Genomic DNA, 13,416 nt, shown 5'->3' with positions numbered 1-13,416 from the left:
TACCCGCCGGCGCGATCCGGCCGAATGCTTCCCGGACCCACCACGACGCTCCCCGATTCCGCCCTCGACCAACTGTTCCTCACGGCGCGCACGCACAACGCGTGGCAGGACAAATCCGTCGACGACGCGCTGCTGCACCGGCTGATCGACCTGACGAAATTCGGCCCGACGTCGGCGAACGCGAGCCCCGCGCGCTTCGTGTTCGTCAAGTCGCCCGAAGCGAAGGCGCGCCTGAAGCCCGCGCTGTCCGAAGGCAATCTCGCGAAGATGATGGCCGTGATCGTCGCCGTGATCGTCGGCATGGACTTCGCGTTCCACGAGCACCTGCCGCGCCTGTTCCCGCACGCCGACGCGCGCAGCTGGTTCGCCGGCAACGACGCGCTGATCGAAGCCACCGCATTCCGCAATTCATTGCTGCGGGGCGCATACCTAATCGTCGCCGCGCGTGCGCTCGGCCTCGATGCGGGCCCGATGTCGGGCTTCGACGCCGCGAAGGTCGATGCCGAATTCTTCGCGGGCACCTCGATCCCCACCAACTTCCTCGTGAATCCGGGCTACGGCGACCCGGCGGGCCTGTTCCCGCGTAGCCCGCGCGTCGATTTCGACGATATCGCGCGCATCGTCTGACGTGCGCTACCGGCCGCGTGCCAGACGGATCAGCGTGATCTCGGACGGCACGCCGAAGCGGTTTGGCGGCCCCCAGTAACCGGTGCCGCGGCTGGTATAGAGCCACATCGCGCCGAACCGGTTCAGCCCGCCGATCACGGGCTGCTGCAGGCGCACGAACGGCGGCCACGGCAGGAATTGGCCGCCGTGCGTATGGCCTGACAGCTGGATCGTGAAACCGGCCCGGCTCGCCGCTTCCGCGCTGCGCGGCTGGTGCGCAAGCAGGATCTTCGTGGCAACGTCGTGCGGCGCGCCCGCGAGCGCCTGCTCGGGGTCGCTGCGATGCGCGGGATCGAACCCGCCCGCCGTGAAATCGGTGACGCCCGCGAGCACCGCGCGCGCACCGTCGTGCTCGATCACCACGTGCTCGTTGAGCAGCACCTTCAAGCCGATGCGCCGGAACTCGCCGATCCACGCGTGCGCGCCGGCGTAGTACTCGTGGTTGCCCGTCACGAGAAAGCTGCCGTGGCGCGACTGCATGCGGCCGAGCGGCGCCGTGTGTTCGCGCAGGCGCTTGACCGAACCGTCGACCACGTCGCCCGTCACGACGACGAGATCCGCATTCAGCGCATTGACCGCCCGCACGATCCGCTCGATATAAGGCCGCTTGATCGTCGGCCCGACGTGAATATCCGACAGTTGCACGATCGTCATCCCGTCGAGCGCGGCCGGCAGCCCGTCGACCGGAATCGACACGCGCTTGACCGCCGCGGTGCGGCGCGCACCGACGAAACCGATCGCGCTGACCAGCACCGCGCCTGCCAGCACGGCGAGCGCCGTGTCGGATGCCGCGCCGCTCCACGCGCCGTCATGTCCGAGATACCGCCAGGCGAGCACGCCGAGCAGCACCAGTTCGCGCAGGAGGGTCAGCACGAGCAGCGACGAGAAGAACCCCATCACGAGCGAGCCGGCCCAGCCGACCAGCGTCGCGGCCCAGCCTTCGTCGAAGCGGCGCGAGAACATCCCGACCGGGATCAGCACGACGAAGCTCGCCAGCACCAGCGCCGCGACCGTGCGCGCGAGCGGCGACGCGAACGCGTCGGGAATGATCCGCAGCCCGACATACAGATGGAACAGCACGCCGATTGCAATGAACCGGACAAAGAAACTGCGCATGGAACACTCATCCTCGTGGCGATACCGCTTCCGCGCTGCGCGGCGAGCAGGGCCGTGGCATCGCGTGTCGCCGGGCTCCGCTCCGCGCCGCGCGGCGCACCTACGCAGGATGGTACACAGATACCGGCCGTCACGATGGGCGGTGCTGCCGGCGGCGCCGGGAGGCTTCGCGCGGTTCCGCACGGTGGCGAGCGTCGGCGCATCGGCCGGCAGCACCATCCCGGTGCGACGCCGCCGCGCGACGACGGCACTGCGCCGAATGCAGGTCGTTGATCGCCTCGCCCGGCCCTGCCGACCGGATTCACTGGCGTTGATGCAGCAATCCGGCATTCGCGCATCGATTTCGCCGCATTGGCAAACAAAAGCCGCTGCCCCGGTTTCGCCCGACGACCCTTCACAGTCCATTAGCAACCCTACACGAGCATTCGCCGGCAAAATCCCGAGCCAGCCGCGACGGTGGCTGCCAGCCGCCGCACGGCTGGCGGTCCGCATCGTGCTGATTTATCATCGGCTCCATATCACGGCATCGTCGTCGCGGCGACGATGCGCATTGCGCCGCGCCCGGCATCCACCCCAAACGTCGAGCTCGCCACACCATGAGAAAAACAACGCCGCGCGCGCCCCTGCGCGTTGCCGCCGCTCTGGCGCCCGCCCTGCCGCTCGCGGGCTGCACATCGCGCGGCGCACCGTCGTACGTGCTGTTCGGCGCGTATTTCCCGCTCTGGCTCGTCAGTGCGATCGTCGGCATCGTCGGCGCGATCGTCGCGCATCGTGTGTTCGTCGCGACCGGCTGGGCCGCCACGGTACCCTACCAGCTCGCCGTATGCACCGCGATCGGCCTCGTGGTTGCCGTCATCGTTTGGCTCACCGGCACGGGGCCGTTCGCATGAAGGCCGCCGGCGTCACCCGCCCCTCGACGAAAGGCCGTGTGATCGCGCTCGCGATCGTCGCGCTCGGCATCGCGGCGCTCGCGTATGCGTACCACCGCACGACGGCCTATCCATCCACCGACGACGCATCGATCGACGCGGACGTCGTACACGTCGCGTCGCCCGTTGGCGGACGCATCGTGCAGCTTGCGGTGCACGAAAACCAGCGCGTCGCGAAAGGCGACCTGCTCTACGAAATCGATCCCGTACCGTATCGCTTGACGGTCGCGCAGGCGCAGGCCGATCTCGAACTCGCGCGCGCGTCGCTCGACACGCGCCGCCGGTCGCTGATCGGCGAGCGTTCGAATGCGGCGGTCGCCACCGAGCAGGTCAAGCGTGCAACGCAAAACTACGATCTCGCGACGCGCGACGTGAACCGGCTCGCGCCGCTCGCCGCGCAAGGCTACGTCAGCGCGCAGCAGTTCGACCAGGCGAAGGTCCGCCAGCGCGACGCGGCCGTATCGCTCGCGCAGGCGCAGGAACAGCAGCGCGCATCCGCCCGGACGATCGGCGACGACGCCGACGCGATCGCGACGCTCCATGCGCGCGAAGCCGCACTCGCCCGCGCGCAGCACGCGCTCGACGATACGGTCGTGCGCGCGCCGCACGACGGGCTCGTGACGGGGCTGACCGTGCTCGCCGGCGAAACCCTCGCGCCGAACCAGTCGATCTTCACGCTGATCGACGCGAACGAATGGTTCGCCGTCGGCAATTTCCGCGAAACGTCGCTGAACCGCATCGCAGTCGGCGATTGCGCGACCGTCTATTCGATGATTGACCGCAGCCGCCCGCTGACAGGCAAGGTTGTCGGCATTGGCGCGGGCATCTCGGACAGCGATCGTATCAACCTGCCGCGCGCGCTACCGATCGTGCAGCGCTCGGTGAACTGGGTGCACGTCGCGCAGCGCTTTCCGGTGCGCGTGAAGCTCGACGAACCCGACGGCAAGCTCGTGCGTGTCGGCGCGAGCGCGATCGTCGAGGTCCGGCATGGCTCAGCCTGCCGCTGAGGTTCGGTCGCCGGGCCCGCGCGAAGTCCTGCGACTGCTCGCGCCGTTTCCGGGACGCACCGCGATGGCCGCGCGGGTCGCGCTGATCTGCGCGCTCGTCGTGCTCGTGACGAGCGGCTACGGCACGCCGGAAGCCGCGATCTCCGCGTATGTCGTGTTCTTCCTGAACCGTGCCGACCGCGTGACGAGCGTCGTGCTCGCGGTCGCGATGCTGCTGCTCGTCACGCTCGTGATCGCGCTAGTGATCGGCGTCGCGATCTTCAGCATCGAGTATTCGGTACTGCGCGTCGCGTGCATGGCCGTGCTGTCGGTCGGACTGCTGTATCTCACGTCAGCGAGCAAGCTGCGCCCGGTCGGCGCGATCCTCGCGATGATCGTCGGCTTCGGGCTCGACGAGCTCGGCCTCGCGCCGGTCGGCGAAGCCGCAACGCGCGCGCTGCTCTATGCATGGCTGATGGTCGCGATTCCCGTCGGCGTCGCGATCGTCGTCAACCTGCTGATCGCGCCGTCGCCGCGCAAGCTCGCGCTCGGGCAACTCGCGAAGCGGCTGCGACTCGCGGCCCGGCGACTGCGTGGCGACGACGATGCGCGCACGGCGTTCGACGCGACCCTGCGCGAAGGCGACAAGCAACTGCTCACGTGGCTCAAGCTGTCGACGCTAGAAGGGTCGACGTCTGCCGCCGACGCGCCCGCACTGAAGCAGGCCATCGCATCGAGCACCGCGCTGCTCGTCGCGATTGCCCTCGCCGACCGCGAGCCGGATGCGCGGCTGCCCGCCGCGTTCGCGGAACCGGGCGCTGCCACGCTCGACGAGATGGCCGGCATCCTCGAACGAGGCGGCTATCCGGTCGACGTGACGCTCGCGCTGCCGCCGGCCGATACGCTGCCGCCGCTTGCACGCGTCGTCGCAACCGACCTGCACGCGGCGATCACCCAATTCGCCGAGCCGGCCGCACCCGCTGCATCTGCCGCACCGACCGCGGCGGCACGCGACACGTCTGCTTCGTCGGCCTCAACAGCCGCCGCGCCGCCCGCGCCGCGCGGCGGCTTCTTCCTGCCGGACGCCCGCACCAACCCCGACCACGTCCGCTACGCACTGAAAACGACCGTCGCGGCGATGTTCTGCTACCTGCTGTATTCGCAGCTCGACTGGTCGGGCATCCATACGTGCTTCATCACGTGCTACATGGTGTCGCTCGGCTCGACGGCCGAAACCGTCGAGAAGCTCACGCTGCGCATCGCCGGCTGCATCGTCGGCGCGCTGATCGGCACCGCGGCACTGGTGTTCGTCGTGCCGGCGCTGTCGTCGATCGGCGAACTGATGGCGCTCGTATTCGTCGGCGCGTGGCTGTCGGCGTGGGTCGCATTCGGTTCGCCGCGCATCGCATATGCGGGCTTCCAGGTCGCGTTCGCATTCTTCCTGTGCGTGATCCAGGGTGCGGGCCCCGGCTTCGACCTGACGCTCGCGCGCGACCGCACGATCGGCATCCTGCTCGGCAACATCGTCGTGTACCTCGTGTTCACGCGCATCTGGCCGGTCAGCATCGGCAAGCAGATCGATACCGCGTTGGCCGCACTGCTCGATCAATGGCGCCGCATCGCGCAGATCGCGCAACCGGCCGAGCGGCGCATCCTCGCCGCTGAAGCCTTCGCGCGCCATGGCGCGATCGCGCAGGAGCTCGGCCTGATCCACTACGAACCGTCGTGGGTGCGGCCGGCCGCCTCGTGGCTCGGCACCCGGCGACGCGCGCTCGCGGAACTCGGCGCGCTCGAAGGTCCGCTGTTCCTGCTCGCCGAACGCACACCGGGCGACGCGGCGATCGATGCGCGGCTCGCACGCGTGGTCGAACTGCGCGACGACGATCCGGCCGCCGACGCAGCTACGCCGGCACCGTCGTCATCGACCGCCGGTACAGCAGCCATGCCAGCTCCGCCGCCGGCCGCCACCTCCGCCGACCCCGCACGCGCCGCGCTGCTGAACCTGATCGACACGCGGCTCGCGCACATCGCCGACGCCGCCCGTCAAGCCACCTCGAAGGACTCCCCCCCTCATGCCCGTACCTGACCCCCCGGTCCCGTCGCTCGCCGCCGCAGCGCTCGAGGACTGCCGTCGCGCTGGCCGGTTGCGCGACGTCGTCAATCGACCTGGCGCCGGAAAGCGCCTGACCGTCCTGTGGCAGCCGCAAACATCGGCCGCCGGCGACATCGTGCCGGTTACTGGCGTCCGCGCAACGCGCAATCGCCGACGGCACGCTGCCGGCCTCGCCCGCGCTCGCGTCACTTCTCGATTCGACACACCCGTACACGCTGCCCGAGCTGATCGATCTCGCCGAATCGACGAACCCGCTGACCCGTATCGCATGGAAATCCAGTCGCGCGCAACGCCGCGCTCGCGGTCGGCATCGCGAAGGCCGCATACCTGCCGAACCTGTCCGCGACGGCAATGGGCGCGTACCAGACGAGCCACGGCTCGACCTCGACGATCCTCGGCGACGCGTCGAGCAACCTCGACCGTGCACGGCACGATTTCGGCGTTGTCGCTGCAATGGCTGCTGTTCGATTTCGGCGGCCGCGCGGCGCGGGTCGAGGCGGCCGAGCAGGCGTCGGTTGCGTCGAACGTCGCGTTCACGGCCGTGCACCAGCAGATCCACGACGTAACCGTCGCGTACTATCGCTACGAAGCCGCTTCGCCCGCGCGCGGCCAGCGCGCAGCAGGGTCTCGCGAACGCGGACGCGATCCTCGCGGCGTCCTCGCGCGCGGCTGAAGCAAGGTGTCGGCACGGTCGTCGAGCTCGCTCAGGCGAGAACCGCGCGCAAGCGAATCTCGCGCTGTGCAGGCGAACGGTACGGAAAGCGACAGCTACCTCGCGCTCGTTTCCGCGCTCGGCATCTCGCCGCTGTCGAAGCCGTCGATCGCCGCGCTGCCGAAGCGGCCGCTGCCGCCCGCGCTCGCTTCGTCGGTCGACGCGATCGTGTCGGACGCGATCGCGCGCCGCCCCGACCTGCAGGGCGCATATGCGCTCGAGCAGGCCAATCGCGCGAAGATCAAGGCTGCGGAAGCCGCATTCATGCCGAAGATCTTCCTGTCCGCGTCGACGTCCTATGCGCGGCGGCACGGCCATCTCCGCGCTGCCGGCAATCGGCGACCAGGCGCCGATCGCCAACCTGAACGGCAGCCGCTACGGCGGCAGAGAAACTCGCGTGACGATCCCTGCTGTACGACGGCGGCCTGCGCTCCGCCGTGCTGATGCAGGCACGCAACGACGCGCAGCGCGTCCGCGCGGCTCACGCGCACCAAGGAGGAAGCCGTCCGCCAGGTCGTCGCCGCGCAAAACGCGGTGCAAACGAGCCTCGCATCGCACGACGCGGCCAAGGCGCTCGTCGACGCCGCGCAGACCAGCTACGACGCGGCGCTGACCGCGTACCGCAACGGCGTCGGCTCGGTCACCGATGCGACGATCGCGCAAAGCCAGTTGCTCGCCGCACGCAACGCGGAAGTCGACAGCTACGCCGGCGCGATGTCCGCCGCTGCCGCGCTCGCGCTCGCGACGGGCACGATCGGTTCGTCGCAATGATTTTTCCGCCGTGCCCGGCCCGCAGCCAAACTGTTGACGCCGGCGTGCGCGGCCCACTAGAATGCCGCCCATTCTCCCTTCAGGAACCATCGTGGACAGTTGCAGCACTCCGTTGCGTGCGCCACTTGCCGCCTGAACGCCTGTCCGACGCAGTTCTTCCGCCCGGCTCGCGTTCCGCGAGCCCGCACGCCACCCGTTTCACACTGAATGACGCATTCGCACGCTACAGTAGCGCGATGATGGCCATCGTGTCGCTTTCGGCATAACGCCGTCGCGACCCGGGCCGGCATGTGCTCCTTGCACGGCAGGACAACCATGACTCTCGATTTCGCACTTTTCACCGCGTTCGCCTGCGGCGTCGCGATCGGCCTCGAACGCCAGATGCGGCAACGCACGGCGGGCCTGCGCACGATCACGCTCGTCGCGAGCGGCGCATGCCTGTTCGTCACGCTGGCGTGCTGACCGGCAACGGCGTGGCCGGCGTCACGCAGATTGCCGCGTACGTCGCGTCCGGCGTCGGCTTCCTCGGCGGCGGCGCGATCATGCGCGACAAAGCTGCTCGATCCAGGGCATCAATACGGCCGCGACGCTGTGGTGCTCGGCCGCCGTCGGCGTACTGTCAGGTTCCGGCATTACGTGCCGGCGCTCGCCGGCACCGGTGTCGTGCTACTCACCAATACGGTGCTGCGCGGCGTCAGCCAGGCGATCAACGCGACGCCCGTGTCGAACGCCGATCTCGTGCGCGAGTATCAGATCAACGTGATCTGCCTGGCCGCCGACGAATATCCGCACGCTGCTGTCGAATTCGATGTACGCGAAGCCGCTGTCGTTCCAGAGCCTGACGAGCGAGGATCGTGCCCGACCAGCCGGACCGGCTGAAGGTGACCGCGACGCTGAAGCTGCATCCGAAGATCGCGAAGTCGAACAGATCGCGAGCCGATGAGCATGGAGGAAGATACCAGCAGCGAGCTGGACCGCGCGGTGCTGGAACCGCTGATGAATGAGCCGGCAGCAGCGCCGCCGGTGATGACCGCCCTGAATCGCCGAAAGTCAGGGCGTATCGATGATCCTGCTCAAATCGCCTGACCACCGCCTCGCACCTTGTTGGTCGCGCCCAGCTTCTCGAGGATGTTGTTGACGTGGAAGTTGACCGTGCGCCTGAGATGCCGAGGATCCGTCGATCTCGCACGCGGTCTTGCCTTCGGCCGTCCAGCACAGCACCCGCGCTCGCGCGGTCAGCGTGACGCCCGCCTCGGGCGACAGCTTCGGCACCATGAAACGGCTCATCAGCGAATGCGACAGGTTCGCGAGCCAGTTCGTCTGCAGCGTCAGCATGTTGATCTCGGCAGGTGTCAGCCGGTCGGCATGACGCGCGATGCTCAGCAGCCCGAACGCGCCGCGCGCTGCCCAGCTCGACTGCGCGACGCCCACCGACAACCCGAACTCGCGCGCGTCCTGCCATAGCGGCACGAGCCATCCGGTCGACGTCCGGCCAGACGATCATGTTGGTGCTCTGCATGCCGTCACGAACCGTCGAGTCGATCTCGATATATAGTTCTGCGCGCGGGTAGTGCCCTGGTCCATCCGTCGGGATAAGTGTTAAAGATTAGCGCCACCGCCGGCTTCGAGACGGGCAGCGGCACGCGAATGCCGTAACAGCAATATTCGAAGCCCAGACGTTTAGAATAAGCGGCGATCCGCTGGAAGAGCTGCTGCTCGTCTTCCGCGGCGCTAAATTGTTGGTAGGCATCCTGCCAGCGCAATTCCATTCTTTCTCCGACAACGTCACGCTGTCATACCTGTCAGGTGCCAGCACCGGTTGGGGCTGATACATTCCGCGCATGACTTCACCTTTGTTGCATCCGGTCCGCGGCCCGTCCCCGACGGTTACGTGCGCCTGTGCGAAACCGCACTGGCCACGCTCGTGCTCGACCATGTCGCGAGCGGCCTCGATGCATCGCTGCTCGCCGAACTGCGCGACAGCGCGATCGATGCGCGCCTGGCCGGCTACACCGAATGGCATCGCCCGGCCAGTGCCGGCGTCGCATACCTGACGGTCGGCTGGGACTGGTATCTCGAACGCGCGACGGGCACGTTCGTGATCGCGGGCGGCGACGTCCGCAGCAACATCATGGTCGTCGACGCCGCAGGCGCCGACATCGCATGGCCTGCACCGCCGCCGCGCTTGCCGCGCGGCTCGCCGGCGTCGACTGGGCCGCCGCGGTCGCCTCGGCGTTGCCGGCCGCAACGATGGCCTGGCTCGCGCCGGTCCGACGCCCAGGACAACCGGCTGCGAATTTCCGATGTTTCCGCGCGCATGGCGCCTTATAAGAAAGCGGCCAGTACCAACCCGTCGATCAAGAAACCGGTGCCACCGGAAAAACCGTGCCGGTCAATCTTCTGTTCCCGTAAGAGGTGTTATTGCATCGGTGTTGTCGCCCCCCGGGACGCGCGCTGTAATGCGGCATACCAAAGCACAGATCCGAGGACACCCATGCGGACCTTCGTTCACGATGAAGCGGCGGTTGCCACACGAACTTGCAGCGGATCTAGGGCGCTATCGGCGCCAGGTTCGTCGAACAACCCGGTTGGGCGCTCCCGTCGGCGAACGAAGCTTCGAGCGCGATCAGTTCGACCGCGACGATACCGTCTACGTTCGCGAGGAACGCCGGCGGCGAGATGTGCGGATGCGCCCGCCTGTTGCCGACCACTGCCCGTATCTGCTGAAGTCGCTGTTTGCTGACCGGACGCCGAAGACGTCCCGTTGCCGCAATCGGCTGCCGTCTGGGAACTGTCGCGGTTTGCGGCGACGAGCGACGAAGGCGGCCCGGGCAACGCCGAGTGGGCCGTGCGCCCGATGCTCGCCGCGGTCGTCGAATGCGCGGCGCAGCTGGGCGCGCGGCAGTTGATCGGCGTGACGTTCGCAAGCATGGAGCGGCTGTTCCGCCGGATCGGCGGCACGCGCACCGCAGGCCCGCCGAAACAGGTGGATTTTGTCGTCTGGTCGTCGCGTGCTGGATCGACATTGATCCGCAAACGTTTGCTGCACTTGGGATCGAGCCGGGGCAAGCTGGCAAGCCATCGCCGCCTGAGCCGGAACGCGCGTAGTCCGCCCGGGCGGCATCGTAACGAAGGAGAAACCACTGTGGACCAGTCTCAGGTCTTTCGCGCGATGATGCCCGGGCTGGACGAGCGCCAGCGGCGCCCGCATCGCGGTTGCGTACCCGTCGTTTCGCGGCCGCTGCCGCTCGTGCGACTCGATCGCCGCGGGCTGGTGTTCCGTGCGGCCGGCGCCGCGCCGGCCGGCGCTCCTGCGTGGACCACCGCGCGCCGCCACGCTGCTGGCCGCCGACGCACTGCCTGGTCGCTGCGCCGCGATTCGCGACGTCGCCCCTGTCGGCGACGGCCGGCACGACCTGACGATGCAGCCGTCCGGCGCCGCCGGCGACGAGCTGCCAGGCACGCGCTGCGCGAGCGCGAGCCGTATCGACAGCTCCGGCAGCCGCTCGCGCCCGTCGACGCGGCCATTGCGCCGAACGCGAGCCGCGGGCGGGGTGGCGATGATGGCACCGCGCGTCCCGTCGCGCAGCGCGGCATTCCGGTTGCGATGCCACAGCGATGCGCTGTTCTTCGCCGACTGGCTCGAATATCACTTCGACGAACTGCGCGCGCTGTCGCACCGGCACGGGCCGCAACTACAGCTCAACCAGCTTCAGCGAAAAGTGTCTGACGACGAGGTCGGCGTGCGCTTCGTCACGACATCGACGGACACGCGACGCGGCACGTACTCGACCGACTGCGCGCGCGACGCCTTGTGCGTGGATCGAGACCGAGATGGCGCAACAAGTACAGCGGTGCCATTGCGCAGGAACGATTCGGTGCGTTTCCCGCGCATGCTTGGGCGAGCGGTATGTGAGGTACCGCGACCGCGCCACTGGGTTGCTGGCACCCTCTGGGAGGATAACCGGCCGACGGCAGCCCCCTGCCGAACACCGGCAAGGGCCGCGCGACAGCGCCGGTGCCGTTATCGGGAAGGTGTGTCTGCGCTTCGCGTTGCACACTGCAACGAGGGCTCTGCCATCCCCGGGCTTTTCCTGGTGCCTGATCGTTCCTCCATAACTCCAACATGGATTCAGCCCGCTCCTGCAGCGGGCTTTTTCTTGCCTGCAATAATTTATTGGGGACGCATTGCCGCCCTATTCCGCCTGCGGCGGACACCTTTGCCGGCGCTGGCAAGTAGTAGAGGAAGACAAACATCAGCGCGAGAACCTGCTGATCAATACAAGCAGTTTGTACAACCAGCTTCTTCGAGTGCCCGGAAGGTCCGACACGCCGCTCGCATCGCCCGTCAGCACCATCAGCGCCCGACCGCCAGCCCCGCTAGCACCATCGTCCCCTTCGCGCCCCAACCGAACGCGACTTCCAGCGCAGCCCTCAAACGAGACTGGCGAGGGCCCGGCAAACGGCCCGGAAAGCTAGGCTTGCGCATCAGGTTCGCAGCCGATCCGGCATGCATGCGGCGCATCGCATCCGCGCGTCAGCAACAGCATAAACGGGACAAAGACGACTTCCGTCACCACGCCTGCCTATCGACTCACGACAGGCGGAACGCCACCATTACGCCCGCACACGAGCCGCCGATCGCGCCGCCGTACGGCACCGATATCCGGAAACTTTCGAAGCACGTGGCATCGCGCGATCGCTATGGCGATGAGTGTCTTATGGAGGAGGCACCCCGAAACGCGTTCCGCCGGGGCGCTCCAATATAAATACGACTGCGATGGCCGCAAGCGCGGATGCTTGCACAAGCGACACACTCGCGGCTTATCCTCGACAGAACCGCTACGCACGCCCAAGGCCCTCATGCACGCCCACCTGCGCATCGCCCGCCCTGCCGCTGACCTGGCCCGAACCGAACGCATGTACTGCGGCGTTCGAATTGTCGGCGCTCGCGCGCTTCGACGATCACGACGGCTTCTCCGGCGCGATGCTCGGCCGCGAAGGCCTCGACTGCCCATTCCCCAATTCACGCACTATCCGGCGAACCGGTCATATCGTCGCCGACGCCGGAAGACCTGATCGTCTTCTACCTGCCCGACCCTCACGCATGGGAAGCCATGTGCCCGCGTCCGCGCACGGCTTCCATGCGTGCGTAACGTCGTTCAATCCGGGGTGTACTGGGATGCATCAGGACAAACGTTCGAGGACGCCACCGGCTACCGGATCGCCCTGCAGAACGCCGCATGGCGTTGAGAAACGCCCCGCGCGACGCACCCGCTACGCGCCGGTTACGCCCCCGTGCCATACTCCGGCAATCGAACGCAGGCGAACGCGCGACATAAACGACGTGCGACTGCAGCTGCCCTCCGGCAACTCAGATGGCTGTGAAGTCGCGCACCGGTTGCCGCTCCATGCCGATTCGCTGCATCACGCGTTGCGATCGCAGATTGCCTTGCGCAGTCCACGCGAAAATGTCGGCGAGCCCGGATTCGCGCGAACCTGTCGACCAACACCGCGGCAGCCGCCTGGCGATATAACCATGCCTTTCATCGCTGCACGCGCCTGCCGCCACGCAATCTCGACGCAGGGCGCCATCGGATGCGTATCACGAACTTCGCGCGACAGTCCGCATAGCGCGATCAGCGCACGGTCGGTCTTGCGCTCGACGGCCCATTGGCCGAAACCAGGTGTTCGCCGAAATGCGCTTCGAAACGCTCGATACCGGCGCGCGCCTCGTCGACGCTCATCGGCCCGCATGCCAACCACGCAGTGACATCAGGATTTCGCATGGATCGCCGCAAACGGCGCTGCATCTTCCGGCCGCCATCGACGCAACCTCAGCCGGGCGGTGTCGATTTCCAAAGATGCACTCATGCCCGTCGATCCCTTGTCGCCGCACAGGTTCTGCACCGCCGCGCGCGACGATTCGTTCCATGTTCGATCCGCCTGCGGCACATCACGCGTCGCACGCTTGTGCGACACGCCCGCCCTGCCGAAACCGCTCGATGATCGCAATGAAATGCGCGAATGTCACGGGGCGGGTCATTTTGAAACCGCTTCCAAACGCGAATACGCTCTCCCATGCCTATCCTCGCGTCCAGATCGGTCGCCGCCAGCAAACGG

General features: G+C 67.7%; 7 protein-coding genes and 6 pseudogenes. 10 read left to right on the top strand and 3 right to left on the bottom strand.

The annotated features are described in order from the left end of the window. Window positions 1-24: 24 nt before the first annotated feature. Window positions 25-627 (top strand): malonic semialdehyde reductase, encoded by a 603-nt coding sequence (locus J7024_RS09645; protein WP_234745009.1) that lies wholly within the window; start codon window positions 25-27, stop codon window positions 625-627. Between the two features lie 6 nt (window positions 628-633). On the opposite strand, the gene J7024_RS09640 is transcribed toward J7024_RS09645, so the two are convergent. Further along, window positions 634-1,782, bottom strand: coding sequence for a metallophosphoesterase (locus J7024_RS09640; RefSeq protein ID WP_175750401.1), 1,149 nt, complete (start codon window positions 1,780-1,782; stop codon window positions 634-636). 596 nt (window positions 1,783-2,378) lie between these two features. On the opposite strand from J7024_RS09640, the gene J7024_RS09635 reads away from it, so the two are divergent. From J7024_RS09635 to J7024_RS09605, 5 genes and pseudogenes are all read left to right on the top strand, one after another. Beyond that, window positions 2,379-2,672, top strand: coding sequence for a hypothetical protein (locus J7024_RS09635; RefSeq protein ID WP_124828376.1), 294 nt, complete (start codon window positions 2,379-2,381; stop codon window positions 2,670-2,672). Beyond that, on the top strand, window positions 2,669-3,718 hold the full coding sequence (gene mdtN / locus J7024_RS09630) for a multidrug transporter subunit MdtN (protein ID WP_124828377.1): 1,050 nt from the start codon (window positions 2,669-2,671) through the stop codon (window positions 3,716-3,718). Before J7024_RS09635 ends, mdtN begins: the two co-directional genes overlap by 4 nt. Continuing rightward, window positions 3,699-5,783: an FUSC family protein gene (locus J7024_RS09625; protein WP_234745008.1), complete on the top strand. Its 2,085-nt coding sequence runs from the start codon at window positions 3,699-3,701 to the stop codon at window positions 5,781-5,783. Before mdtN ends, J7024_RS09625 begins: the two co-directional genes overlap by 20 nt. Beyond that, a pseudogene (locus J7024_RS37475) lies at window positions 5,770-7,293 on the top strand (TolC family protein). Before J7024_RS09625 ends, J7024_RS37475 begins: the two are co-directional and overlap by 14 nt. A gap of 315 nt (window positions 7,294-7,608) precedes the next feature. Next, a pseudogene (locus J7024_RS09605) lies at window positions 7,609-8,290 on the top strand (MgtC/SapB family protein). Between the two features lie 53 nt (window positions 8,291-8,343). On the opposite strand, the pseudogene J7024_RS37285 reads toward J7024_RS09605, so the two are convergent. Then, a pseudogene (locus J7024_RS37285) lies at window positions 8,344-9,062 on the bottom strand (autoinducer binding domain-containing protein). Window positions 9,063-9,134: 72 nt separating this feature from the next. On the opposite strand from J7024_RS37285, the pseudogene J7024_RS37280 reads away from it, so the two are divergent. From J7024_RS37280 to J7024_RS37465, 4 genes and pseudogenes are all read left to right on the top strand, one after another. Continuing rightward, window positions 9,135-9,575 (top strand): annotated as a pseudogene (locus J7024_RS37280) (DUF4902 domain-containing protein); the annotation flags it as partial. Between the two features lie 212 nt (window positions 9,576-9,787). Then, window positions 9,788-10,401, top strand: a pseudogene (locus J7024_RS09585) (acyl-homoserine-lactone synthase). Window positions 10,402-10,438: 37 nt separating this feature from the next. Continuing rightward, a pseudogene (locus J7024_RS37470) lies at window positions 10,439-11,209 on the top strand (hypothetical protein). A 1,232-nt stretch (window positions 11,210-12,441) separates the two neighbouring features. Continuing rightward, window positions 12,442-12,546, top strand: coding sequence for a hypothetical protein (locus J7024_RS37465; RefSeq protein ID WP_442861901.1), 105 nt, complete (start codon window positions 12,442-12,444; stop codon window positions 12,544-12,546). Window positions 12,547-13,068: 522 nt separating this feature from the next. On the opposite strand, the gene J7024_RS09580 is transcribed toward J7024_RS37465, so the two are convergent. Continuing rightward, a complete protein-coding gene (locus J7024_RS09580; RefSeq protein ID WP_234745004.1) occupies window positions 13,069-13,275 on the bottom strand; it encodes a hypothetical protein in 207 nt (68 codons plus the stop codon). Window positions 13,276-13,416: the final 141 nt, after the last annotated feature.

It is taken from the genome of Burkholderia sp. WTPI3, from assembly GCF_021483755.1.
Taxonomy (GTDB): Bacteria; Pseudomonadota; Gammaproteobacteria; order Burkholderiales; family Burkholderiaceae; genus Burkholderia.
The sequence above is the reverse complement of the archived record's forward strand: the minus strand, read 5'-3'. Positions and strand labels throughout refer to the sequence as shown.

Excerpts from the sequence above, each read along its gene's own strand:
- J7024_RS09645 (WP_234745009.1), top strand. The coding sequence starts at position 25 with ATGCTTCCCGGACCCACCACGACGCTCCCCGATTCCGCCCTCGACCAA.
- J7024_RS09640 (WP_175750401.1), bottom strand. The coding sequence starts at position 1,782 with ATGCGCAGTTTCTTTGTCCGGTTCATTGCAATCGGCGTGCTGTTCCAT.
- J7024_RS09635 (WP_124828376.1), top strand. The coding sequence starts at position 2,379 with ATGAGAAAAACAACGCCGCGCGCGCCCCTGCGCGTTGCCGCCGCTCTG.
- mdtN (WP_124828377.1), top strand. The coding sequence starts at position 2,669 with ATGAAGGCCGCCGGCGTCACCCGCCCCTCGACGAAAGGCCGTGTGATC.
- J7024_RS09625 (WP_234745008.1), top strand. The coding sequence starts at position 3,699 with ATGGCTCAGCCTGCCGCTGAGGTTCGGTCGCCGGGCCCGCGCGAAGTC.